Genomic DNA, 24330 nt, shown 5'->3' with positions numbered 1-24330 from the left:
GATCGGCTTAACTTAACCTCTTTTACGGCGATAAGCGGGCGGTACCCGTGGCGGAGCGACCTCCTGCACAGGCATTACGGTTGGCGCAAACTCTTTCATTACACGACGATAAACATCACGCTTAAAAGACACCACCTGACGCACCGGGTACCAATAACTGACCCAGCGCCAGCCATCAAACTCCGGGGTACTGCTGCGCTGCATGTTTATATCGGCTTCATTACACATTAACTGTAGTAGAAACCATCGCTGTTTTTGGCCGATGCATACCGGCTTTGTATCCCAACGCACCAAACGCTTAGGTAATTTGTAACGTAACCAGTTACGGGTTGAAGCCAGAATTCGGACATCCTTTTTGTTAAGTCCTACTTCTTCAAAAAGTTCGCGATACATTGCCTGCTCTGGTGTTTCACCGGGGTTTATCCCCCCTTGAGGAAACTGCCAAGAGTGCTGACCGTAACGCCTGGCCCACAACACTTCTCCCTGCCGATTACAAATTACGATACCCACGTTCGGGCGGTAGCCATCATCATCGATCACCGGACTACCTCGATAAGCTTAAAACTCAAAGATGCTCTGATTGTTTCACACTAGCAACAGGCGGTAAACCACTGCTTATCCGCCAGCGAAACCTGATAACTTTGGGATAACTCACAGATATTAGCAAAGTTATAAACACCCTAGAGGCTGCGCGCACTATTTTATTCACTTTTTCTGTGGATATAGGTGTGCAGAACTCTAGGGAAAAGCAGGTACAACTCATTTTAACGTAATTATACGTCAAAAATATCTAAAAAAATAAATGATTAATTTCAACAAAATAACAGGTTTCCCACAGGTATTTACCACGCAGAAATGTGATCTATGTCCGTTTTGGATCTGACGCTGGCTAAAGATCCATCAATGTCGTTTTTATCCACAGATAATGGGGCAAAGTTATGCAAAAAAGAGCAAAACTCGCAAAAAAACCTGCCGTCAAGCCTGTAAATTGAACCAGTGATCGTGATTTACTGAGGTTATCCCATAAATCTGTGGATAAATAGGTGTAAGATCCTGTTCATTATTACTGTCAGTAGGTGCACAAGATAACCAGAATAAAAGTATTTGCTCAGAGGGAGGAAAGAAAACTTCCGTTAAATCATGCTATTATTCATTTCTGCCGTGCTGGACAACAATACATCCACCGCCACTTTTATTTCAGCTTGTTTTTTAACCGACTTTAGCAGGTTTCCGCCCATGTCTGTTTATTCACTGCCCCCGGCACCACCTACCGATGAACATCAACTTTTTCAACGAGCTCAGGCCTTGTCAGGTTTTACCCTTGGCGAATTGGCAACTCGAGCACAGTGGGTTATTCCAGCAGACTTAAAACGCGTCAAAGGTTGGGTCGGCATGTTGCTGGAGTTCTATCTGGGTGCCAGTGCCGGCAGCAAACCTGAGCAAGACTTTGCTGATATTGGCATTGAGCTGAAAACTATCCCTATCAGCGCTCAGGGCAAACCACTGGAGACCACTTTCGTCTGTGTCGCCCCCCTCACCGGTAATAGCGGTATTACCTGGGAAAGCAGCCATGTGCGGCATAAACTGGCCAGAGTGCTATGGGTTCCTGTTGAAGGTGAACGGCAAATCCCTTTAGCTGAGCGCAGAGTTGGTGCGCCCTTACTGTGGAGCCCAAACGAAGCAGAGGAAGAATTACTGCGCCGTGACTGGGAAGAGTTAATGGATCTTATCGTTTTGGGTAAAGTCGAGACCATCACCGCCCGCCATGGTGAAGTATTACAACTGCGGCCCAAAGCGGCCAATAGCCGTGCCTTAACCGAAGCTATCGGTGAACAAGGACAGCCCATCATGACGCTGCCCCGCGGCTTTTATCTGAAAAAAACCTTCACCGGCCCGATGTTGGCGCGCCACTTTTTGTTGTAGCCGCAGGTTCGTTCATTAACGACTTTATTGCTACACCAATTACCGCGGATATGTTCCGATTAATAAATAAAAGCGTATAATTGTATTTTTGTGTTTCTGTAAGGTGTGTAGGCGCAATGTTTGAATGGGTTGCCGATCCAAATGCCTGGTTGGCGCTAGGCACGTTAACTATCCTTGAGATTGTTCTTGGGATAGACAATATTATTTTCCTTTCTTTGGTGGTGGCAAAATTACCTAAAGCACAACAGAACAAAGCTCGCCGCCTAGGTTTGGCTGGTGCGATGCTAATGCGTCTGGCGCTGCTTGCCTCTATTGCCTGGGTTATTCGCCTGACTGAACCGCTATTTACGGTGGCGGGTCACGGTGTCTCGATGCGGGATTTGATTTTGCTGTTGGGGGGGCTATTCCTGATTTGGAAGGCCAGTAAAGAAATTCATGAAACCATTGAGGGCAGTGATACTGAGCACACCAGTAATGTCAGCTCTTTCTTCGCCGCCATCGTGCAAATTATGCTGCTGGACATTATCTTCAGCCTGGACTCGGTAATAACCGCCGTTGGGCTGTCAGACCACCTATTTATTATGATGGCTGCTGTCGTCATATCAGTGGGCGTGATGATGTTTGCTGCCAGACCAATTGGTGAATTTGTTAACCGCCACCCATCAGTCAAAATGTTGGCGTTGTCTTTCCTGATTCTGGTCGGCTTTACGCTGATGCTGGAAAGTTTCCAGATTCATATTCCAAAAGGTTACATTTATTTCGCCATGTTCTTCTCAATGGGTGTTGAAACCCTGAATCTCATGCGCGGGAAAAAAAATAAGTCCGCCAGTAAAAAAGAAGCATAATACTTTTCGGGTGCGGTCAGCCGCACCCCTCTTTCCCTTTTTTTTGTACTTTTGTCTTGTCCTCTTCCCCCTGCCGCAGCGCTTCGTTATAGTCGGATAAGGCGGGTTTGACTTATACCCCAAATAATTGGCGTCGCAACGTCGAGAACGCAGGGTATGGCCTGATAATTTCAGACATTAAGGAAGGTCGGCAATGCAATATCATCGTATTCCCCACAGTTCATTAGAAGTAAGCCTGCTGGGTCTGGGCACCATGACTTTTGGTGAACAAAACAGTGAAGCCGATGCCCATGCTCAACTGGATTATGCCGTTGCAGCCGGTGTTAACTTGATCGATACCGCAGAAATGTACCCTGTGCCGCCAAAGCCGGAAACCCAAGGGTTGACCGAGCAATATATTGGTAGCTGGATAAAAGCTCGCGGTAGTCGAGATAAAATTATTTTAGCCAGCAAAGTCTCTGGGCCATCACGCGGGAGCGATAAACCTATTCGCCCTAATATGGCACTGGACCGGAAAAATATCCGCGCTGCGCTGGATGCTAGCCTCACACGTCTCAATACCGATTATCTTGATCTTTACCAGCTACATTGGCCGCAACGGGAAACCAACTGTTTTGGCAAATTGAGTTATCGCTACAGCGAGCAGACCGCGGTTGTCACCTTGCTCGAGACACTGGAAGCGCTGAATGAACAGGTGCGGGCCGGTAAAATCCGTTATATCGGTGTCTCGAATGAAACACCTTGGGGTGTCATGCGCTATCTGCAATTAGCAGAAAAGCACGATTTACCGCGCATTGTTTCCATTCAAAACCCTTACAGCTTACTTAACCGTAGCTTTGAAGTCGGTCTGGCCGAGATTAGCCAGCACGAAGGGGTTGAACTGCTGGCCTACTCCAGTTTGGCGTTCGGAACCTTGAGCGGTAAATACCTCAATGGCGCACAACCGGCAGGGGCGCGTAATACCTTATTCAGCCGTTTTACTCGTTATACCGGGCCACAAGCCCAGTTAGCGATAGCCGAATATGTCGCGCTGGCGCAACATCACGGGCTGGATCCGGCACAAATGGCACTGGCTTTCGTGCGCCAACAACCTTTTGTTGCCAGCACATTGTTGGGTGCCACCACACTGGAACAACTGAAAAGTAATATTGATAGCCAGAATGTGGTGTTGAGTCAGGAAGTGTTGAATGCATTGGAAGAGATTCATACCCGCTTTACCTTCCCTGCACCTTAATGCTACTCAAGTTTAAGCAGCAAAAAGGCCGCTAATGCGGCCTTTATAGTTTTTGTTATCCTGTCATTCAACTACTTTACGGCGCAGCTGCCGCCACTGCCAACCCCACAATAATGCTATCGCCAAGGCGAATACCACGCCGAAACCGACACCCACGGCGATGACCGACACACCGAGTTTCACCACCAGCGAAAACAGCCCCAGCATCAACAGCATCGCGGTGTTCTCGCCTAGATTTTGTACCGCAATGGCATTGCCCGCGCCGACACTCTGTTTACCGCGTTCTTGCAATAGAGCATTGAGGGGAACCACAAAAAAGCCGCCCAAAATCCCGATAATAATCAACAACAGATACGCCATCGACATACTGTGTTGCAGGGCAAAAATAGCCACCACCACGCCAATCAACACGCCGGCGGGTAAACAGCGCTTCACGGTTTTCAGTGTAACAAAACGCGCAGCACCACCAGCCCCCAACACAATCCCAATAGCGACCATGGCATTTAGCAATGTCGGAGTGGCGTTATCGGTGATCCCCAGAGCGATGGGCACCCACAGCACCAGCAGGAAACGTAATGTGACTCCCGCGCCCCAAAACAGGCTGGTTCCCGCCAGTGAGAAGCGAGTTTCACCATCGCGCCACAAAATGCGGCAAGCGGCAAAAAAGCTGCCGGTCATAGCCGTTGGCCGCCATGAGTTACCTGACCGGGCTGCCGCTAATCGTGGAATAAACAGATTAGCGACCACGGCGATAGCATAAACCAGCGCACAAACCCCCAATGCCACCACCAGGTGCCAATCTGCCAGCACGCCCCCGGCGACCGAACCCAGTAAGATAGCGGCGATGGTTGAAGCTTCCATCATGCCGTTGGCTTTCACCAACTGTTCGCCGGAGGTGATTTCGCCCAGAATGCCATATTTAGCCGGTGAATAGGCTGCAGCGCCCACTCCAACCAGGCTATACCCCAAAAATGGATTGAAACCAAAGCAGATAACCAGTGCGCCAGCCAGTTTTAAGCCGTTGGCTACCATCATGACCCGCCCTTTGGCGAAACTATCGGCAAACTGCCCGACAAAAGGTGCGAGAATGATATAGGTCGCCACGAAAGCCATTTGCAAAATAGGTTGGCTCCAGTCGGGATATAACTGCTGCTTAATTAATGCCAAAGTGGCAAAAAGTAGCGCATTGTCACCAAAAGCCGAGAAAAACTGCGCACAAAGCACCGCAATCATGCCTCTGGATAATAACGGTTTCTCTGTTAATGCTGACTGACTCATACGCTCATCTCCGGATCTGCGGCCATTTTACTTAACGTAACAAAGTCAGGTTTGCCACTTCCGAGCAGAGGCAAAGCTTTTACTAGTCGAATATCACGCGGCACCGCCAGTTCAGGCACCCCGCTTTCCCGGGCGGCTTTGATCAGTCTCTCGCGTGTTATCTCACTGTCAGTGGTAAACAGCACCAGAGCTTCCCCTTTGGCGCTATCTGCTTTCGTTGCCGCAGCATGCTGCCCTTCTGGCGAGATGCGCAGTGCCAACTGTTCGACACTCTCTAGTGAGACCATCTCTCCTGCCAGTTTAGCAAAACGCTTCATGCGGCCACGGATGGCGCAGAATCCGTCGTCATCAATAGCAACAATATCTCCGGTGTCATACCAGCCAGCTTCAAGCTCACCCTGCATATTTTCTGCTGATGGCTGTTCCAGTACGCCGGGGTTTTCTACCCGCAGGTAGCCGCGCATAATATTCGGGCCACGCAATTGCAAACGGCCTCCCTGCTCAATGCCAGGAATGTGAATTAATCTGGATTCCATACCCGGCAAGATGCGGCCGACAGTGTTCACTTTGGCTGCCATTGGCACGTTAATTGCCACCACTGGCGCACATTCAGTCACGCCATACCCTTCCAGAATACGAATGCCAAATTTGTCCTGCCAAATCTGTTTAGTGCCGTCAGCTAACTTTTCAGCCCCGGCAACCACATAGCGCAAGCGCGCAAAATCATAGGGATGGGCAAAACGGGCATAATTACCCAAAAAGGTTGAAGTGCCAAACAACACGGTACAGTTGCGGTCATACACCAGCTCAGGCACCACACGATAATGCAGTGGGCTTGGGTATAGAAATACACGGCTACCGGTCATTAGCGGTGTGAATAGGCCTACCGTCAGGCCAAAAGCATGAAACAGCGGCAATGACGACATAAAACGATCGCGCGGTGTGAAGTCGGCAATAGTGCGGATCTGTTCGACGTTAGCCAATAAGCTGGCGTGTGAATGCACCACCCCTTTAGGATTACCTTCTGAACCTGAAGTAAACAAAATCAGGGCACTGTCATCTGCCTGCTGAGGCACCATCCCCCGGCGCGGGCAGCATAAATGGAATAAAATCCATAACTTATCCGCTACAGTGACAGTATCTTTTAAATCTTCCAGATAGACCCAGTTGGCCTCGGTCACCTGCTCGGGTAAATGTGTCAGTTTGCCTTTTTCCAAGAATTGGCGCGAGGTCACGATAGTCTTCAATGATGCCGCAGTGATGGCACTTTTCAGACCTTTGGCACCGGAGGTGTAGTTAAGCAGAGCAGGAATGCGACCACGTAGCGAGGCACCAAAAATCGCCGCTGCGGTGATAGTCGCATTTGGCAGCAACATCCCGACATGCTCCCCCGGCGCGGTAAAACGTTGCAAAATACGGCTGACACCCAGAATTTTCTTCAATAAAGTCTGATAACTATCTTCTTTAAATGAAATATCTTCGATGCAGGGTTTAAAGCGCCCATAGCGGGTTTGTGCCGACAACAACGCTTCAAACAGGGTTTCTTTTGGCTGAACCGCCATCCGTGCCGCCATCATAATGGCATGTAAGCGCTCACCAGCCAGCACGCGGCGATCACGGGCTCGCGGGGCTTGTGGCATAGGCAATGTGGTTGCAGGGAGCACATGAATGCTGATTTTCGGGAACCAGCGAACTTTTAGCACCTCGCCAAGCCGACCAAAGTGAGTAAATTCAGGGCCTTCTAAGCGGACAGGAACCACCGTGGCACCTGATTTGGCGGCAATAAATGCGGCTCCATCATAGATTTTCATCAATGACCCGGTCACAGTGATGCGCCCTTCAGGGAAGATGACGACCGGTCTGCCCTGCTCAACCATTCTGACTAAATGCTTGATTGCCATGGGCTTAGTCGGATCGAGGGCCACAAAATCCACATAAGGTTTTAACCAGCGCATATACCAGCTTTCAGTAATACTGGAATAGACGGCAAACACCGGTTTTATCGGCAGAAACAGCGCTAATAAAGCCCCATCCAGGAAAGAGACATGATTCGGCGTAATAATCAGTTTTTGCTGCGAGAACTGGTCGGTGACACCATCAATAGTGACACGGAATAACCCACGAAAAAGAGCACGCAGTATGCGATAACCCATGTCTATTTCCCTATAAGTCAATGAACAATGAATGAAGAAAGTTGCAAACAGGATACTATAATTCTGGCGGGTTTTTATGTAAGAGCACACTGATAATCGGGCGGGAAATAACAAATAAAAAAAAACCTACGCATCTGCGTAGGTCGGTGCAAATAAAAAACTGGCTTTTAACACACAGCGTATGTTGATTACTCACCAATTAATACCTCTGGGATCACTACTGTATCCGTTTCTGTGAAACTACAGCCAGCACGCAATCGCAACATTTGCGTGCAAAGTGTAACCAGTAGTGAACATTGTCAGTAGGCCGAAAAGGTTTGTAATTCATTGCTGTACATACTGTAGCCAACTAACTCAGCGTGACTTCAACTAAACAGCTCATGGCGTTCGGGCCTTGCGTCAAACGAGAGGTACCAATATCCAGTGTCAGAACATTAGGATTACCGGATTGCTCAACTTTATGTTGCTTGTGACCAAATCCGGGATCAAACCAGGCACCAGTGGCCATGATTACCACTCCACGGGTAACACCGTCCGTGAGACGAACACCCGCCAAACAGTGGCCGCGCAAATTACTGACTTTCACCTCACTGCCTTCGGTAATCTCTCGTCTGGCGGCATCTTGTGGATGCATATAGAGAGTTTCACGACCGGCAGTTTTATTCCCCTGCGCCAAAGGCGCCGGATCAAGCTGACTGTGTAGGCGGTCCTCCGGTTGGATAGAGATCAAATGCAGCGGCCATTGCTCTGCCTGCGGCGCTCCCAACCATTCGATAGGCGGCTTCCACTCAGCATGAGGGGCAAAGTCTTCATATTGATAACTGGCAATTTTTTCACTGAACAGCTCAATTTTACCACTCGGCGTTTGCAGTGGGTTGGCATGAGGATCGTCGCGGAAAGCATCAAAAAAGACGAATTCTTTCTGTGGAGCCGGTAAATCGACATGGCCGCGTTGCCAGAACTGGTCAAAATCAGGCCATTCGACCCCATGGGGTTGCTGCGCCACACCACACTCTTGATAAATCTGTCGGATCCATGCCATCTCATCCCGATTCTCAGTGAAAGCCTCGCGATAACCCAATCTTTCCGCTAGATCGGCAAAAATATCAAAATCATTGCGCGCCTGATGCTGCGGTGCAATTGCCTGATGCATCGCCAATACATAACGATCCCGGGACGAACCACCAATATCATTACGTTCCAGTGAACTGGTGACTGGCAGCACGATATCCGCCATTTTAGCCGCAGGTGTCCACCAGATATCCTGCACAATCACGGTATCCGGCTTTTGCCACCCCTCCACCAGCCGGTTTAGTTGCTGATGATGGTGGAAAGGATTACCGCCAGCCCAATGCACCAAATGAATATCTGGGTAAGTATGATTTTCGCCCTGAAACTGATAAGTCTGCCCCGGCTGGAGCAACATGTCACAAATTCGTGCCACCGGAATAGCCAGCCCTGAGGGATTTTTCCCCACCGGCATACTGGGCCCCGGAGTGTCTATTCGTGGGTTCCCCACACCATTCATGGAACCGTGACCAAATGAGAAGCCGCCGCCCGGGAGTCCCACTTGCCCTAGCATGGCTGACAAGGCAATAACCATCCAATAGGGCTGCTCGCCACGATGTGCGCGCTGAACCGAGTATGAGCAGGTCATAAAGCTGCGCACCCCCACCAGCTGTTGCGCCAACAGGGCAATTCTGGCCGCGGGAATGCCGGTAATTTCACTGGCCCAATCCGGGGTTTTCGCAATGCCGTCATTCACCCCACGGATGTAATCAGCTAATTGCTCATAACCGACACAATGGGTAGCCAGGAAAGCCTCGTCTTGCCCCTCAACACGCTGGATTTCATAAGCCAGTGCCAGCATCAGTGCGACATCGGTATTGGGGCGAATCGGTATCCATTCTGCATTGACAAAGGCTGGGCAGTCATCCCGCATCGGGCTGATGTTAATCACCGGCGTGCCCTTCTGTGCCAGCTTCTCTAACCAAGGTTTTAATGAGTGTTCCGCCGAGCCACCGGAAGAAACTTGGGCATTTTTCAGTGCCAGGCCACCAAAGGCGATAAACAGCTCGCAATGCTCGACCACACTTGGCCAAGAGGTCACCCGGCCGGTCAGTGGGCTAAAAGTGCCTATCACATAGGGCAAGAAGAATTGTGCTGACCCCCAACTGTAGTTACCCAGTTGATCAACACCCCCGCCGCCAGAGAAATAAAAACGCCGGACTAATGAACGTGCGTGATGTAAACGCCCCGCAGAGGACCAGCCATAAGAGCCGGTAAATAGCCCTGAAGGGCCATATTTGTCCCTCACCCGGCGATTCTCTTCAGCCACTAAATCCAGCGCGACATCCCAGTCCACTTCAACAAAATCTTCTCGCCCACGCAGAGTACGGTCACTTTTTTCCCGCTGCTGTAACCATGAACGGCGAATAGCCGGTTTACGGATACGTTTGTCGGAATAAACCATTGGTGTAATGGAGCCTAATAAGGGCGAAGGGTTAGGATCGTCAGCAAAAGGCTCACAGCGAATCAGCTTGCCATCTTCGACAACTGCGGTATAAGCGCCCCAGTGGGCAAGCTGGGGGTAACGGGTGATGGACATGGCTATCTCAGGCAAATAAATAGGAAGTAAAAGTAGCATTCACCTAGCAATAAGGCCAAAGCACAATTTTTACTAAACAGTACCATTTTGTACTAAGACGAAGGCAAAAAGCTTGGTGTCCACAGGTATTATTCCTATTTTCATGTTCTTTGATTTTTTCTCATCAAGTTGCGATCATCCCCCCTTGCGGACCGCTCTGTTTTCCGCAAAACTGAGTGATGTAAGCGATTACCCTGAAAATCTCTGGAAGAAAAATGGCCACTATTAAGGATGTTGCCAAGCTGGCGGGTGTTTCCGTCGCAACGGTATCTCGTGTTATCAATAATTCGCCCAAGGCCAGTGAAGCATCACGACAGGCGGTATCCAACGCCATGGAGCAGCTGCAATATCACCCAAATGCCAATGCGCGGGCGCTGGCTCAGCAATCAACCGAAACGGTTGGCATGATTGTTTCTGATGTATCAGACCCCTTCTTTGGCTCAATGGTCAAAGCCGTTGAACAAGTGGCTTATGCCACGGGTAATTTTCTATTGATTGGTAACGGTTACCATGATGCAGAGAAAGAACGTCAGGCTATCGAACAACTTATTCGTCATCGCTGTGCCGCTTTGGTGGTCCATGCCAAAAAATTATCTGATGAAGAATTAACCTCACTAATGCAACAAATCCCCGGTATGGTGTTGATTAATCGCACGTTACCCGGTTTTGAAACGCGCTGTGTGGCGCTTGATGACCGCTATGGTGCTTGGTTGGCAACCCGCCATCTCATCCAACAGGGGCATAAACGGATCGCAATTATTTGCTCCAATCATGAAATTTCAGACGCCGCGGATCGGCTACAGGGCTATCTGGATGCATTACAAGAGTTTGGTATCCCGGTCGATGACCGCTTAGTTTCCTACGGTACGCCAGATGAAATCGGTGGCGAACACGCCATGACCGACTTACTTGGCCGCGGCAAGCATTTCACGGCCGTCACCTGCTATAACGACCCAATGGCTGCTGGGGCATTATCCGTGCTCAGTGACAACAGCATCGACGTACCACAGGAAATTTCACTGATCGGTTTTGATGATGTATTGATCTCGCGTTATCTTCGCCCTCGGCTGACCACAATCCGCTATCCGGTTGTCGCGATGGCCACACAAGCGGCAGAGTTGGCATTGGCACTGGCCAATAAAACGCCACTGCCGGAAGTCACAAATATGTTCAGCCCAACATTGGTACGCCGCCATTCAGTCGCCAGCCCGCAAACCTTGAGTGATGATTAAAACCGGCCAATAACAAAGAATAACAACCGATCCGCGCTATGCTAAACTGCCGCTATATCCGGCAGTTACGCCCCAAGATCCGCCCCCAGCCAGAGGTCTACAATTGATGATTACCATGTTGGATGTCTCTTTGCGCGCAGGAGTGTCCAAGGCCACGGTATCCCGGGTGCTTAATGGCACCGGGCAGGTTAAGGAAAGCACCCGCAAAGCGGTGTTTAAAGCTATGGATGAGTTGGGTTATCGCCCAAATTTTCTGGCTCAATCACTGGCGAACCGAAGCTCCAACAGCATCGGCTTAGTGGTTTCCAACTTTGAAGGCCCCTATTTTGGCCGCCTGCTCCATCAGGCCGCAAAACTGATTGAAGCCAGTGGCAAACATCTGATTGTGACTGATGGGCACGATACACCTGAAGGTGAACAGCAAGCTGTTCAACTGCTGGCCGACCGCCGTTGTGACGCCATTATTCTTTATACACGTTCAATGTCTGAAGCAGATTTAATGCAGCTGCTTGGCAAGGTGCCCACCCCATTGATGGTAATTAACCGCGATTTACCGCAAGCACGCGAACATTGCGTGTTCTTTGAACAACAGCAAGCGGCATTCAACGCGGTTAACTATCTGGTTGAACAAGGGCATCGCGATATTGCCTGCATCACCGGGCCCATTGCCACCGCCACGGCACAAGCACGCCTTGCCGGTTATCAGCAAGCATTAACCCATCACGGTATTGCTCTCAATGATGAATTGATTGCCCACGGCGAGAACGGCGTGCCTGATGGCTATAAAGGTTGCCAAACCTTATTGGCGCGCAATATTAAGTTCAGCGCCCTGTTTATCTATAATGATGATATGGCTATTGGGGCGATGAAAGCCCTCAGTCTGGCGGGGAAAAAGCTGCCGGAAGATGTTTCGTTATTTGGCTTTGATGACGAGCCAACCGCACCTTACTTACAACCTTCGCTCTCAACAGTTTATCTTCCTATTGATGCCATGATTGAAGCCGCGATTACGCAAGCTCTGAGATTGATTGCGGGGAAAAAAGTGTCGCCACTGACTCCCTTTACCGGCGAGCTGAAACTACGAGAATCTGTGGTGCCGGGGCCATATTACCGCTAAAAAAGGTATTAAAGCCCCGCAGACTCATAGCCTCGCATTATTCTATTGACTCGAATAAGCGGGCTATCAGTCAATTGGACTGGCTCATCTTGCTGATAAACCAGATAAAAAATTAAAACTGTTCTAATGCAATCAATTCTTCGATAGTTTGCCGACGGCGGATCAAACGCGGTTGCCCCTGTTCAAACAGCACTTCCGGTAATAATGGCCGGCTGTTGTAGTTTGAAGACATTGATGCGCCATAGGCTCCGGTATCGTGGAAAACTAAATAGTCGCCAATTTTGGCGGCTGGCAATGCACGAGTCTCCAACCCACCACCCGCTTCTTGGGTAAACACATCGCCTGACTCACACAGCGGCCCTGCCACCACAGTTTCAATTAATGGCTCGGCAACCAGTGAGCGCCCATCCGCCGGTAACAATGAAATATGGTGATAGCTACCGTACAACGCTGGACGCATAAGATCGTTAAAACCAGCATCGACCAAAACATAGTGCCGACGGCCCATATCTTTCACCGCACGAACCTGAGCAATTAGCACACCAGATTCCGCCACCAAGAAGCGCCCCGGTTCAATTTCAAGACTGACCGGATGGCCAAAATGCGCCGCGATCCGCTCTCTGGCGCTATTCCATAAGCCGTAATAATGTTTGGTATCAATCTCATCATCACCAAATTGGTAGGGGATCGACAACCCGCCACCGGCAGAAATAGCACTGATATCCTGCCCAAGATCAATAACCTGCTGCACCATCGCATCACAGACTTGTTCCAGATGCTGATAATCAACACCAGAACCAATGTGCATATGAATACCTATGAGCGTCAAACCGTATTGCTCAATTTTTTTGATAGCCTGAGGTAGATCCTCGTGCCAGATACCGTGTTTGCTGTTTTCACCGCCGGTATTGGTTTTCTGGCTATGCCCGTGCCCAAAACCCGGATTGACCCGCAACCAAACCGGATGACCGGGTGCATGCTGGCCCAACTGATCCAGCATGTCGATCGAACCGGCATTCACCGGAATGTTTAATTCTGTTACCCGCAATAATGTCGCCTGATCAAGCAAGTCCGCAGTGAAAACAATCTCAGCAGGCTCCTGCCCCGGTTGGAAACCGGCCTGTAATGCGCGCTCAATCTCGCCCAAGGAGACCGAGTCAACCTTGACCCCTTGATCGCGCATCAAACGCAAAATATGAATATTCGAGCACGCTTTCTGCGCAAAACGAATGACATCAAAACTACGCAATTGATTGATTTTCTGCGTGATAATATCGCCATCATAGGCCCACACCGGGCAGCCAAAACGCTCAGGCAAGGCAATCAGATTTTGAGCAGTCAGTGCCGAAGAGATGTCGTTAAGCGCACGTGGCATAGGTTTTTCCTAATAATGAGTCATCAGAATATGGGGCGAAGGAAAGGATTTCGCTGATAGGTCAATTATTAGCAATTCAGTACCTGCTTGGAAAATATCTATTTACCCATAGTCTATTCATTTATGATATGGGTTAGATTATTCGGTCACCACTGCTGGAGCACAATAATGCCCGCCATTTCCTTACGCCAAATCGAAATTTTCCATGCAGTGATGACCACCGGAAATCTCACCGAAGCGGCTTTATTGCTGCAAACATCACAACCCACCGTCAGCCGTGAGCTGGCACGCTTTGAGCAATTGGTCCAACTCAAGCTGTTTGACCGTGTACGTGGTCGCCTTTATCCCACCGTGCAAGGTTTGCGTTTATTTGAAGAGGTACAGCGCTCTTATTACGGGCTTGATCGCATCAAACAGGCCGCCGAGGGGATTCGCCAATTCCAGCATGCGCAGCTTTCTATTGCCTGCTTGCCGGTGTTTTCTCAATCATTGCTCCCCAGTGTATGTAGACCTTTTATTGATCGCTATCCAGAAGTCAGCCTAAGTGTTATCCCGCAGGAATCGCCGCTATTAGAAGAGTGGCTCTCGGCCCAGCGCCACGATCTGGGTTTGACGGAGAATACCCAAACCCCAGCAGGCACGGTGCGTCATACATTGATGACGGTGAATGAAGTTTGCGTATTGCCCAATGACCATCCGTTGCAACATAAAGCAGTGCTGACACCGCAAGATTTCCAAGGCGAGAATTTTATCAGCCTGTCCGTCACCGACAGTTATCGTCAATTGCTGGACAATCTGTTTACCGAACAAGGGATTAATCGGCGATTAGTGTTGGAAACTCATAGCGCAGCATCAGTTTGCGCCATGGTACGGGAAGGTGTCGGGGTCTCTATCGTTAACCCATTAACCGCATTGGATTACATCAGCAAAGGGGCTGGTGAAGGTGTTTGTGTCCGACCATTTAGTGTGGAAATCCCTTTTACTGTTAGCTTGATAAAACCAATGCACCGCCCATCATCAACTTTGGTTGATACATTTATTGAGCACTTAAAACAGCAGGCAATCACCTTCCAGCAACGTCTCACCGCGGTGATTGCCCCATCCTATTGATCTTTTTTATCTCACTAAACTGCTTTGACCTTGCTGCCCTGTGCCCGAGAGAAAGTAAACAGACACAGCAGCAAACCAATAACAGCCAGTCCGGCGGCAGCCAGTGGCACTGCCGTCAGTCCTAATCCCTGGGTAATCACCACGCCCCCCACCCAGGCACCTAATGCATTACCAACGTTAAAAGCCGCAATATTCAGAGTCGAGACTAAGTTAGGGGCTTTCTTGCCGTAAGTCACCACGTTGATTTGCAATGCAGGCACTGCGGAGAATGCCGCAGCAGACCACAAAAACAGTGTCACTTCCGCCGCTAATAATGAGTGACTTGTCCAACTAAATAGGGCGGAGAATAGCGCGATCAGCAAGAAGGTCATGGTAAGGCTAACCGGCAAACGCCAATCGGCCAGCCGCCCGCCAACAATATTCCCCAAGGTCAACCCCACGCCCATCAATAGCAAGGTCCAACTGACGCCATGCTCAGATACCTGGGTCACTTCGGTCAGAATCGGTGCGATATAAGTAAAGAGGGCAAACATGGCGGCGGCAAAAAAGACCGTCATCGACAAAGATAACCAGATACCACCACCGCGCAGGGCAGCAATCTCTTTACGTAGCTCGGTAGGGGCTTCCTGTTGAGAAGAAGGCAGCTTGCTGTAAAGTGCCGCCAGTGAAAACAGGCCAATCACCGCAACCACCCAGAATGTGGAGCGCCAGCCGAAAGCCTGCCCTAGAGCGGTTCCCAGCGGCACACCCAGCACATTGGCCAGTGTCAGGCCGGTGAACATCAACGCCACCGCAGAAGCACGACGATTTGGCGCAACCAGATTAGCTGCCACCACGGCACCAATACCAAAGAATGCTCCATGACACAGTGCGGTAATGACCCTCGCCAGCATCAGGAAATCATAGCTGTAGGCCAACGCACACATTAAATTGCCGATGATAAATATCACCATTAATAGCAATAATGTTTTTCTACGTGGCAATTTGGCGGTTAGCACCGCCATGATAGGCGCGCCAATCGCCACTCCCAGCGCGTAGCCACTGATTAACCAACCGGCGGTAGGAATAGTGATTTGTAAATCACCCGCCACTTGAGGCAGTAATCCCATAATAACAAATTCGGTGGTACCAATAGCAAAAGCACTTAGTGCCAATGCCAGCAATGCAACAGGCATAATACAAGCTCCCAGTCAGACAATATCGGCCCATTTAGGTAACAGGCAGATCAAATTGGTGCCAGTCATAATTAATTAACTAGCACACTGTAGTGAGTAGAAAAGAGGCAGAAAAAATGGGACTAATTGCCGAGTCAACCAACAATAACCCTATTATTTATAATTATTTAATGTCGAAACCTACCCGCTAGAAATAGCATGAGTTGATGAATAATAACTAGTAATGAACAGAGTTATAACTAGCCTGATAAGTAACACTATCTTCATTTAAGCGATAACCTAATGAAATAAAAAATGATTTAGGCGCACCATTAATAATAAAAATATGTTTGAGAATGTAACGGCACCATAACAGCTTCAAGTAGGCAGAAAGATAAACCCAAACTAATTGGAGTTGTAGCTAGGCAGCCAGCGAACTCATCCCGATGAGCTGACTCAAGTCAGTGATTCGGGGGAGTGAGAGCCGCTAACACCGCTACAACTTCAAGCAGGCAGAAATATAAACCCAAACTAATTGGAGTTGCAGCAAGGCAGCAAACGAATGAATCCCGATGAGCTTACAGTAAGTAAGTGATTCGGGTGAATGAATGCAGCTAACGCAGTTGCAGCTTCAAGTAGGCAGGGTTTAAGGCAGGGGATGGCTGGCAAACCACTCCACCAAATAATCCAACATCGTGCGCAACGTCGCTGGCATTTGCCGCCGGGAAGTATAGATACCATAAATACCCATCGCTTGCGGCTGATAATCCGGTAATAACTTTATAAGTTCGCCACTGGCAATATAGGGTGCCGCGGAGTAGCTGGGCTGCAAAGTAATACCGGCCCCCTTTAGCGCTCCGCTGAGCAAAACTACCGATTCATTAGCACTTAAATTCCCCCCAACGGCGACGGATGATTTCACACCCTGCTGGTCGAAATGCCATAAACTTTTGCCGAAATAGGAGTATGTCAGGCAGTTATGTACCGCCAGATCATGGGGATCTTTGGGTGTTCCCTTGGTGGATAGATAGCTTGGTGCAGCACAAACCACGGAATGACAGGTGGCAAGCGGGCGGGCGATCAGATTAGGGTCTAAGTCATTGGTGATACGCAATGCCAAATCAATACGCTCTTCCACCAGATTAACCGTGCGATTATTCATTTGTAAATCAACGGCAACCTGCGGATAGCGGCGCAAATACTCCGTCACGGCAATTGCCAATGCGCTTTGCCCAAGAGACTGAGAGCAACTGATACGCAATAATCCGCGCAGCTCTTCATCTTCCTGCCCCTCAACCAAATCCATATCTTGGGCAAACTCAAGCATACGGCGACAACGCTCGAGCGTCGCTTCACCGGCATGGGTCAAACTCAGTTTACGGGTTGTTCGGTGCAATAAACGCGCCCCCGCCCACTGTTCCATCTGAGCCAGATAGCGCGTCACCATTGCCCGTGACATCTCTAAAGCATCAGCGGCGGCAATCATACTGCCGCGTTCAACAATGGCGACAAAGACTTCAGCGGCGGTGATTCTATCCATGATTAGCTCGATTTAAGCAACAAATAATTGCCTATTATCAGGTTTTTCTATCGATTCATGCAATCTATTATCTACCCCATACCCAGTCACTGTCAGGAAAACAAACATGTTCACTAAAACACTTTTACAAATGACCTTTGCCGGCTTGGCAACTTTCGCCGCAGTATCAACGGCTAGCGCCGCTGAACAGTTGAAAATGGAAGTCTACAATCCCGGTGAAAAAAGTATCTTCCCAGTATCATCAGAAATCATCAGTGGCAAAACTGAAGTGGCGCTGATTGATGCACAGTTCCAACGTAATGATGCCGAAGCTTTGGTGAAGAAAATCCAGCAAAGCGGTAAAAAACTGACCACTATTTATATCAGTCAGGCGGACCCTGATTTTTATTTTGGCCTGGATGTCATTACTCGCGCATTCCCACAAGCTAAAGTCATCGCAACCCCACAAACTATCGAAGAAATTAAAGCGACTAAAGATGGGAAAATGGCTTATTGGGGCCCAATCTTGAAGGAGAATGCCCCAGCTCGTGTGATTGTTCCGCAAGAACTGCAAGGCAAGAGCTTTACTATTGATGGACAGAAAATCGAAGTTGAAGGCTTGGATGGCCCATCACCAGAGAAGACATTTGTCTGGGTCCCTTCACTAAAAGCCGTTGTTGGTGGGGTTGCGGTCTCCGGTAATATCCATTTATGGGTAGCCGATACCCAAACACCAGAATCGCGCCAACACTGGCTGACGACGCTGGAAAAAATCAAGGCATTAAAACCTGCCACTGTGGTGCCGGGACATTTTCTGGACAATGCACCACAAACATTGGCTTCAGTTACTTTTACTCAAAACTATTTAACGACGTTGAATGCAGAGATTCCTAAAGCAAAAGACTCCGCTGAACTGATTGCTGCCATGAAAAAACATTACCCAGAGCTGAAAGATGAGTCCAGCTTGGAATTGAGCGCCAAAGTGCTAAAAAACGAAATGAAGTGGCCACAGTAGCAGCCACAAAAATAAAGTAATACAGATTATCCGGTCAGGAAAAAACTGAGGAAAACACGATGTCCAGCAGTACGTTACATTACATTTTTGATCCATTATGTGGTTGGTGTTATGGCGCAGCGCCACTCATACAAGCTGCGCAAGATATTCCTGACCTGATATTGGTATTACATGGTGGCGGGATGATGTCTGGAGCAAATAGGCGTCAGATAGACAGCCAATGGCGTGGCTATGTCATGCCGCATGACCAACGCATTGCCCAGTTAACCGGGCAAACTTTTGGTGACGGCTATTATAATGGCTTGCTGAATGATACTTCAGCCATTATGGACTCCACGCCACCGATTGCCGCTATTCTGGCAGCTGAAGAGCTGGCTGGGCGTGGTGTCACCATGCTCCGTCGCATCCAGCAAGCTCACTATGTCGAAGGCCGTCGTATTGCCGATACGCCAGTATTAACAGAACTTGCTGCCGATATTGGCTTGGATCCTAAGGCATTTATTGCTGCCTTCAATGCTGCACTAATAACATCCAGTCAGCACATTGCACAAAGCCGCGCATTACTGGCAAAAGTGCATGGGCACGGGTTTCCCACATTGGTATTGCAAGATAAACAGGGAAAAATGACTACCCTGCCAGCAAGCGAATATTACGGAGATCCATCAGGCTGGCGTAGTTTTTTAGAAAATAGCATGGCTGGTTAAACACTGACAAAGACCTCCTCATGAATATCTTGGGGAGGTCGCGCAGTACCAGGTAAGCAGAAACGGGCCACCGACTGATTAAGTTGGAAAATTTGCTGCTGTAACACTTCAGATGCGCGAGTCGATTGTTCAACTAACTCAGCATTCAATTTTGTGACCTCATTAATCATCCCTACCCGCACAGAAATATCCTCAATTCCCTGACTTTGGTCATGTGAGGCGGCAGATATTTCTGCCATTAAATCAGTTACTTTAACGACCGCATCAATAATTGCGCGTAAGTTATCTCCAGAACGCCCCACTAAACCAGCCCCAGCAGATATATATTTAGCTGAGTTATCGATAAGCCGCTTAATGTTCAGAGCAGAATTACCACTTTGATGGGCTAGCATCCCAACTTCGCGCGCTACCACGGAAAACCCGCGTCCATGTTCACCCGCGTGAGCAGCCTCGATAGCGGCGTTTAACGCCAAGATATTGGTTTGAAAGGCGACTGATTCTATCAATGTGATAATTTCGGCTATCTCTTGCGAGCCGGTAGAGATATCAGCCATTGAATTTACCACCCGAGACATCATATCTCCGCCGTGGCTGGCGATATCTTTTGCTTCATTTGCTAAATGATTAGCCTGATCTGCGCTCAGTGAATTCTGTTTCACACGGGCAGTAAGCTGGTTCATGTTCTGTGTGGTGGCCGCCAGTGATTGAGTCTGCGACTGGGTTTGTTCAGAAATACGATGGCTGTCAGCGGCGATTTGATTAACTCCGGCCAAAATAACCTCGACACCACCACGTACCTGACTGACCAATGCCACTAATCCTTGTTGCATCTGGCTTATGCTGCCAGCCAGTTGATGAACTTCACGGCTGGTAAACGCGTTGTGGCCAATTTGACGTGATAAATCACCCGCGGCAATAACGTGTATTTGCGAAATAAGATAATTTAATGGCCTAATAACCCAGCGAGTAACCCCCAACCAAACAGAGAAAGCCAGACCCAGTAATATCACTAAGGCGATAATAACGGCTTGCTTCGCTGAGGAGAGTGAAGAAAGTAACTGAGCATCCATGACTGTGCGGTTGTTTTCACTTGCCTGCAAATAAGCGTAATACTTTTCAGTAAAATCACTCTGAAAACCTTGAATAGGGACTTCAAAAAAAACATCGATACTGTTATTTTTTTTCAGTCCTTGCCCAATTTCAGTTAATCCCTGATACAACTGCTGATAACTCGCCTTGAGTGCAACGAACTCTGGACGCGTATCTTGAGCAGAAAGCCGCACCAATTGATGATAATCATCTTGTGAGTGCTGCAAAGACTGTAAAGCTTCACTTAAAAGGCTATGCCAGCTTCCTTCAGAACCGGTCTCTTTATCTTCCATATAATAGATCCCTGCCCGATTGAGTTTATCGCTGGCGATTAATAACTCCATTCTGGCCCGATCCATTAATACTTCTTGCTGATGGCTCTGATGTGCTTTTTCAACATTAACTTTGGTACTATCCAATATATGGGATAGGAAACCGATAGAAAATAGTTGTAGTAGCGAGAAAAGACTAATGACCAAAATAAGACCAGACAATATACCGAATTTTCCATTGGTAAATGTGCATATAGCTTTAACATGAGATATGAATTTCATAACAGAAAAATCAACACGAGGAAACATTGTCTTTACACTTGGCTATGATTGAGATATCAACATTAGCGATTAAATATGACAAATTTATTTCAATATACAAATAATCCCCTTTAGATTAATAAAACACCAATTAATACGGAAAAATTCACTTTATTTATAACCACCTCTGAGAGAACTTATATCTCAATACGAGTTAATAGACGTAAATTGTTAACAGGATGCCCTTGAGACTGCTCCATCAAGATAGTATTTTTGTTCAATTTATAAAATATAGGATGGCTCACAGAATAAGGCGTATTTAAAAAATCATATAAATAACGATCTTCTTTGTTGACTATTGATAAAGACAATACTTTACCGACAAAAATATTTTTATTCACATCGACAGCAGTGAAAACAATATTACGCCTAGCTTTTATATTACCGGCATCGTCGTAAACATCGGCTGATGAATTTATTTCTCTATTTATAATACTAACTCTAGAGTAAACATGATAATTTTCGTCTAAATGATTAAAGTTATAATTAACCTCCCAGTAGCCTTCAATATCACTCATAGGATGAATAGAATAATAGCTTCGCCCTGTACCGTATCCTAACATTAATCCTAAAAAAACACTTAACAACATGAGGTTAATTATTTTCTTTCGCATGTTAACCCACCCGCTTGCTGTTTACAGACAGTGTATTCTCCATTTTTTTGTTTCTTCAAAAAAACATAAGGTGCTTTATTGTAAACAGACAAAAACGCTTTATCATGCATTTCATCCAGGTTAACCAATATGGGTAATTCTCCGGTATCTACGACTCTCACTTGATAATAATATGAAGTCACTTTGAATGAAAAAAACAAGAAAAGGAAAAAAACCAATAACATAGTGACTTTATAAATGAAGCCAATAGACTTAGAAGTGGTAGTGATAGTTTCATTTTCTAAATCATCTGAAAAATTTTTATTAGGAAGTGATAAATTGCATGAAGGATCATTTAATACAAACTTAGGTTTAACACCAAGGCAATAGCCTTTTTTAGGGATAGTCATCACTAACTCATGCCCCTTATCATCTAAAGCATGACGCAAATTGCTGATAGTTTGCGTTAGTGTATTATCTGTTACGTAGCTCCCTTCCCATACCTTTTGCTCTATTTCCTCACGAGAAAGAGCAGCAGGATAATGATTGCATAGAAAGAGCAATACTTCAGACTCTTTATTTCTCATTTTTAAAGTACGCCCTCCTTTATCCAGAGTCCTTTTTTGTGGGAAAAACACAATATCCCCAATGGCTATTTCATCCATTTTAGCTCTCACATTTATGAACATCACCATTAGAATCTAACAGAAATAATATTATCTATCCTTAGTTAGAAAGCATGAGCAAAGCCAAAAATTATATATATTATAAAAAATCAACAGTAAATAAAAACCATCAGCCATTAAGGAGGAGGTCTATCAATAAACATAGGTTAGTAACAAAAAATGACCATTATCAAAACCTTGCTTATAAGATATGATTTGTAAAATATCTAATTAAATAAAAACAATTCTAGAGGATATATGAGAGTAAAAAAGATAAAGGCAATGCTATTTATCACGCCAATTATTTTTGGGTGCCAATTAAACAATAAAAACAGTTTTATCGGAAAAAATACAATAGAGAAAATAACCGCATTAACATCGAGCATGCGCTTTTTAAAGGAAATATGTCATATTGAAGGACTCGCAAATGAAGAAGAAATAGTTAATAGTGCTGTAAGAATGATAAAAAAAGACAAACTTACATTATCATCTGAATTTTATATAACAATATCAAATAAAACCCAAGCCAGATACGAAGAAATAAAAGCACATAAGGTAGAGCAGGATATTAAATGTAATGAGCTCAAAAATACGCTAAGTAGTTTTATTAATAGAATGAGAGAGTAATCTGTTCACCAAAGAACAGATAGATACCACCTGATAAAGCAATATATGGACCAAATGCGATATATTTCACTTTTTTGTTAAAAAAATAATAAATAGTGATGTAACTTATAATACCCAGGCAGGAAGATAGTAATATTAGACAGGGTATTGCAGCTACACCGAACCAAGCCCCTAGCGCAGCCATCAATTTGAAGTCACCATGCCCCATGCCATCAATACCTTTGAAAACCTTAAATAAGAAATACGGCAACCATAAGAATATGTAACCTACTACAGCGCCAATAACTGAGAAAGACAGAGGTGAAAAAGTGTCATTTATATTGATAAGTAGGCCAACCCACAATAATGGCAATGTAATATTATCAGGGAGTAGATAACAATCAAGATCGATAAAAGTTAAGGTAATCAGCCCCCAAATTAACACCAGGCTGGCAACCATCACGTAATCATCCTGATAAAAACGACTTACCGCAAGAGTTAACAGGGCAGTAAGAATCTCTATAATGACGTAACGAGGATTTATTTTCCTACGGCAACATTGGCTAGTACCGCGTAAAAATAGCCCCCCCAATAAAGGTATATTATATTTTAATGGGATAGAACAATAGCAATGTGGGCAGAATGACTTTGGAAAGCACAAGTTAAATCCATGCCTAAATTTATGACATCCGCTATGACTAACGCTATCTATTTCATTTGATGTAGAACTGGATAGCATAATAGGAAGGCGATAAATGATGACATTTAAAAAACTACCAACACATAGCCCAAGAACAACATAAAATAGAATGCGAATAAATATATATATATCAAGCATAGTTTTATTAGACACCTTGTGATAATAGCAGAATAATCTCACCAAAAATATAACCCGGATCTTTGCTAATATTTATATCCACTCTACTAATTATAATAGCTCTATCATTAGACAATAAAAAAATGGCATCTAGCATCTTCGATAATTCAGAACTTTCAATTTTTAGTAAAATAGAGTTTTTCTCTAATGAATAAACATTGAAAACTATATCGTTTTCACTGAAGATCATTGCCACTCTACTTTCAATTTCTTGTATTGAAGCATTTTCCTCATCCAGTAAGGAGACAGGCCTCAACTTTAACTGCGCTGCAATAGACGAATGGTAAATTATATTTCTCTCTAACTCAGAATATTTCTTCAATAGCGAATTATTCTCTATTATAGACTTAACAGCACAACACAATATAGCAAGCAGTAAGAAACAAACTAAGCTAGCCAATCTATTATTAAAAATAAATTTGATGATAAATATCTTTGCATTCATAGCGAATATTTAAACACTACATTGTAGGCTTCATTATTATAAGGAACTTTAGATACTCTGCCCCCTTCTATTTCTATCTTATCCACATCATGCTCTAGTAATTCATCATTCATATAATCAAGATTAAAAATAATTTTTTTCTCATTATTATTAAAG

21 protein-coding genes are annotated in these 24330 nt (G+C 46.4%); 9 read left to right on the top strand and 12 right to left on the bottom strand.

The window, feature by feature from the left end:
- Positions 1 to 12 precede the first annotated feature (12 nt).
- A complete protein-coding gene (gene rppH, locus FTA96_RS01620; protein WP_019211575.1) occupies positions 13 to 540 on the bottom strand; it encodes an RNA pyrophosphohydrolase in 528 nt (175 codons plus the stop codon).
- 696 nt (positions 541 to 1236) lie between these two features.
- Between rppH and mutH the strand changes: the two genes are divergently transcribed.
- From mutH to FTA96_RS01600, 3 genes are all read left to right on the top strand, one after another.
- Positions 1237 to 1923, top strand: a complete 687-nt coding sequence (mutH, locus tag FTA96_RS01610; protein WP_050109951.1) for a DNA mismatch repair endonuclease MutH — start codon at positions 1237 to 1239, stop codon at positions 1921 to 1923.
- 116 nt (positions 1924 to 2039) lie between these two features.
- Positions 2040 to 2768: a TerC family protein gene (locus FTA96_RS01605; protein WP_050109952.1), complete on the top strand. Its 729-nt coding sequence runs from the start codon at positions 2040 to 2042 to the stop codon at positions 2766 to 2768.
- 193 nt (positions 2769 to 2961) lie between these two features.
- Positions 2962 to 4002, top strand: a complete 1041-nt coding sequence (locus FTA96_RS01600) for an NADP(H)-dependent aldo-keto reductase (RefSeq protein WP_050109953.1) — start codon at positions 2962 to 2964, stop codon at positions 4000 to 4002.
- A 63-nt stretch (positions 4003 to 4065) separates the two neighbouring features.
- On the opposite strand, the gene lplT is transcribed toward FTA96_RS01600, so the two are convergent.
- The 3 genes from lplT to FTA96_RS01585 form a co-directional block, all read right to left on the bottom strand.
- Entirely contained in the window at positions 4066 to 5280 is a 1215-nt protein-coding gene (gene lplT, locus FTA96_RS01595; RefSeq protein WP_145573059.1) for a lysophospholipid transporter LplT, read from the bottom strand.
- Positions 5277 to 7433, bottom strand: a complete 2157-nt coding sequence (aas, locus tag FTA96_RS01590) for a bifunctional acyl-ACP--phospholipid O-acyltransferase/long-chain-fatty-acid--ACP ligase (protein ID WP_145573057.1) — start codon at positions 7431 to 7433, stop codon at positions 5277 to 5279. The genes lplT and aas overlap by 4 nt, the downstream gene beginning before the upstream one ends.
- Positions 7434 to 7782: 349 nt before the next feature.
- The gene (locus tag FTA96_RS01585; protein WP_050109956.1) at positions 7783 to 10041 is read right to left on the bottom strand and encodes a molybdopterin guanine dinucleotide-containing S/N-oxide reductase; all 2259 of its coding nucleotides are present in this window, start codon (positions 10039 to 10041) and stop codon (positions 7783 to 7785) included.
- 254 nt (positions 10042 to 10295) lie between these two features.
- Here FTA96_RS01585 and galR point away from each other — a divergent pair, with 254 nt between their 5' ends.
- Both galR and FTA96_RS01575 read left to right on the top strand, forming a co-directional pair.
- Positions 10296 to 11312 carry an HTH-type transcriptional regulator GalR gene (galR, locus tag FTA96_RS01580; protein ID WP_050109957.1) on the top strand — a complete coding sequence of 339 codons (1017 nt, stop codon included), beginning with the start codon at positions 10296 to 10298 and terminating at the stop codon, positions 11310 to 11312.
- Between the two features lie 106 nt (positions 11313 to 11418).
- Positions 11419 to 12429 carry a LacI family DNA-binding transcriptional regulator gene (locus FTA96_RS01575; RefSeq protein WP_145573055.1) on the top strand — a complete coding sequence of 337 codons (1011 nt, stop codon included), beginning with the start codon at positions 11419 to 11421 and terminating at the stop codon, positions 12427 to 12429.
- 112 nt (positions 12430 to 12541) lie between these two features.
- On the opposite strand, the gene lysA is transcribed toward FTA96_RS01575, so the two are convergent.
- Positions 12542 to 13804: a diaminopimelate decarboxylase gene (lysA, locus tag FTA96_RS01570; protein WP_145573053.1), complete on the bottom strand. Its 1263-nt coding sequence runs from the start codon at positions 13802 to 13804 to the stop codon at positions 12542 to 12544.
- 168 nt (positions 13805 to 13972) lie between these two features.
- On the opposite strand from lysA, the gene FTA96_RS01565 reads away from it, so the two are divergent.
- A complete protein-coding gene (locus tag FTA96_RS01565; RefSeq protein WP_050124010.1) occupies positions 13973 to 14914 on the top strand; it encodes a LysR family transcriptional regulator in 942 nt (313 codons plus the stop codon).
- A gap of 14 nt (positions 14915 to 14928) precedes the next feature.
- Here FTA96_RS01565 and FTA96_RS01560 read toward each other — a convergent pair whose 3' ends face one another.
- Together FTA96_RS01560 and FTA96_RS01555 are read right to left on the bottom strand one after the other, a co-directional pair.
- Positions 14929 to 16089, bottom strand: a complete 1161-nt coding sequence (locus tag FTA96_RS01560; RefSeq protein WP_050109961.1) for an MFS transporter — start codon at positions 16087 to 16089, stop codon at positions 14929 to 14931.
- A 625-nt stretch (positions 16090 to 16714) separates the two neighbouring features.
- Entirely contained in the window at positions 16715 to 17608 is an 894-nt protein-coding gene (locus FTA96_RS01555) for a LysR family transcriptional regulator (RefSeq protein ID WP_145573052.1), read from the bottom strand.
- Between the two features lie 106 nt (positions 17609 to 17714).
- Between FTA96_RS01555 and FTA96_RS01550 the strand changes: the two genes are divergently transcribed.
- Together FTA96_RS01550 and FTA96_RS01545 are read left to right on the top strand one after the other, a co-directional pair.
- Complete coding sequence (locus FTA96_RS01550; protein WP_050124007.1) at positions 17715 to 18602, top strand: MBL fold metallo-hydrolase; 888 nt, start codon at positions 17715 to 17717, stop codon at positions 18600 to 18602.
- A 59-nt stretch (positions 18603 to 18661) separates the two neighbouring features.
- Complete coding sequence (locus FTA96_RS01545; RefSeq protein WP_145537627.1) at positions 18662 to 19306, top strand: DsbA family protein; 645 nt, start codon at positions 18662 to 18664, stop codon at positions 19304 to 19306.
- Here the strand turns inward: FTA96_RS01545 and FTA96_RS01540 are convergent.
- The 3 genes from FTA96_RS01540 to FTA96_RS01530 form a co-directional block, all read right to left on the bottom strand.
- Positions 19303 to 20949 (bottom strand): methyl-accepting chemotaxis protein, encoded by a 1647-nt coding sequence (locus FTA96_RS01540; RefSeq protein ID WP_145537629.1) that lies wholly within the window; start codon positions 20947 to 20949, stop codon positions 19303 to 19305. The two genes, FTA96_RS01545 and FTA96_RS01540, sit on opposite strands and share 4 nt — an antisense overlap.
- Before the next feature lie 176 nt (positions 20950 to 21125).
- Positions 21126 to 21602: a hypothetical protein gene (locus tag FTA96_RS01535; RefSeq protein WP_050124004.1), complete on the bottom strand. Its 477-nt coding sequence runs from the start codon at positions 21600 to 21602 to the stop codon at positions 21126 to 21128.
- Positions 21587 to 22246, bottom strand: coding sequence for a winged helix-turn-helix domain-containing protein (locus FTA96_RS01530; protein WP_145537631.1), 660 nt, complete (start codon positions 22244 to 22246; stop codon positions 21587 to 21589). The genes FTA96_RS01535 and FTA96_RS01530 overlap by 16 nt, the downstream gene beginning before the upstream one ends.
- A gap of 258 nt (positions 22247 to 22504) precedes the next feature.
- Between FTA96_RS01530 and gspS the strand changes: the two genes are divergently transcribed.
- A complete protein-coding gene (gene gspS / locus FTA96_RS01525; protein ID WP_145573050.1) occupies positions 22505 to 22873 on the top strand; it encodes a type II secretion system pilot lipoprotein GspS in 369 nt (122 codons plus the stop codon).
- Here gspS and FTA96_RS01520 read toward each other — a convergent pair.
- Together FTA96_RS01520 and FTA96_RS01515 are read right to left on the bottom strand one after the other, a co-directional pair.
- The gene (locus FTA96_RS01520) at positions 22854 to 23690 is read right to left on the bottom strand and encodes a prepilin peptidase (protein WP_050109827.1); all 837 of its coding nucleotides are present in this window, start codon (positions 23688 to 23690) and stop codon (positions 22854 to 22856) included. The genes gspS and FTA96_RS01520 overlap by 20 nt on opposite strands.
- Before the next feature lie 7 nt (positions 23691 to 23697).
- The gene (locus tag FTA96_RS01515) at positions 23698 to 24174 is read right to left on the bottom strand and encodes a hypothetical protein (protein ID WP_145573049.1); all 477 of its coding nucleotides are present in this window, start codon (positions 24172 to 24174) and stop codon (positions 23698 to 23700) included.
- Between the last annotated feature and the right edge of the window lie 156 nt (positions 24175 to 24330).

The organism is Yersinia alsatica (assembly GCF_902170305.1).
Lineage (GTDB): Bacteria > Pseudomonadota > Gammaproteobacteria > Enterobacterales > Enterobacteriaceae > Yersinia > Yersinia alsatica.
This window is presented reverse-complemented; position numbering and strand designations above follow the sequence as displayed.

Bases quoted from the DNA above. Each gene is read 5' to 3' on its own strand.
- mutH (WP_050109951.1), top strand. From the start codon at position 1,237: ATGTCTGTTTATTCACTGCCCCCGGCACCACCTACCGATGAACATCAA.
- FTA96_RS01605 (WP_050109952.1), top strand. From the start codon at position 2,040: ATGTTTGAATGGGTTGCCGATCCAAATGCCTGGTTGGCGCTAGGCACG.
- FTA96_RS01600 (WP_050109953.1), top strand. From the start codon at position 2,962: ATGCAATATCATCGTATTCCCCACAGTTCATTAGAAGTAAGCCTGCTG.
- lplT (WP_145573059.1), bottom strand. From the start codon at position 5,280: ATGAGTCAGTCAGCATTAACAGAGAAACCGTTATTATCCAGAGGCATG.
- aas (WP_145573057.1), bottom strand. From the start codon at position 7,433: ATGGGTTATCGCATACTGCGTGCTCTTTTTCGTGGGTTATTCCGTGTC.
- FTA96_RS01585 (WP_050109956.1), bottom strand. From the start codon at position 10,041: ATGTCCATCACCCGTTACCCCCAGCTTGCCCACTGGGGCGCTTATACC.
- galR (WP_050109957.1), top strand. From the start codon at position 10,296: ATGGCCACTATTAAGGATGTTGCCAAGCTGGCGGGTGTTTCCGTCGCA.
- FTA96_RS01575 (WP_145573055.1), top strand. From the start codon at position 11,419: ATGATTACCATGTTGGATGTCTCTTTGCGCGCAGGAGTGTCCAAGGCC.
- lysA (WP_145573053.1), bottom strand. From the start codon at position 13,804: ATGCCACGTGCGCTTAACGACATCTCTTCGGCACTGACTGCTCAAAAT.
- FTA96_RS01565 (WP_050124010.1), top strand. From the start codon at position 13,973: ATGCCCGCCATTTCCTTACGCCAAATCGAAATTTTCCATGCAGTGATG.
- FTA96_RS01560 (WP_050109961.1), bottom strand. From the start codon at position 16,089: ATGCCTGTTGCATTGCTGGCATTGGCACTAAGTGCTTTTGCTATTGGT.
- FTA96_RS01555 (WP_145573052.1), bottom strand. From the start codon at position 17,608: ATGGATAGAATCACCGCCGCTGAAGTCTTTGTCGCCATTGTTGAACGC.
- FTA96_RS01550 (WP_050124007.1), top strand. From the start codon at position 17,715: ATGTTCACTAAAACACTTTTACAAATGACCTTTGCCGGCTTGGCAACT.
- FTA96_RS01545 (WP_145537627.1), top strand. From the start codon at position 18,662: ATGTCCAGCAGTACGTTACATTACATTTTTGATCCATTATGTGGTTGG.
- FTA96_RS01540 (WP_145537629.1), bottom strand. From the start codon at position 20,949: ATGAAATTCATATCTCATGTTAAAGCTATATGCACATTTACCAATGGA.
- FTA96_RS01535 (WP_050124004.1), bottom strand. From the start codon at position 21,602: ATGCGAAAGAAAATAATTAACCTCATGTTGTTAAGTGTTTTTTTAGGA.
- FTA96_RS01530 (WP_145537631.1), bottom strand. From the start codon at position 22,246: ATGGATGAAATAGCCATTGGGGATATTGTGTTTTTCCCACAAAAAAGG.
- gspS (WP_145573050.1), top strand. From the start codon at position 22,505: ATGAGAGTAAAAAAGATAAAGGCAATGCTATTTATCACGCCAATTATT.
- FTA96_RS01520 (WP_050109827.1), bottom strand. From the start codon at position 23,690: ATGCTTGATATATATATATTTATTCGCATTCTATTTTATGTTGTTCTT.
- FTA96_RS01515 (WP_145573049.1), bottom strand. From the start codon at position 24,174: ATGAATGCAAAGATATTTATCATCAAATTTATTTTTAATAATAGATTG.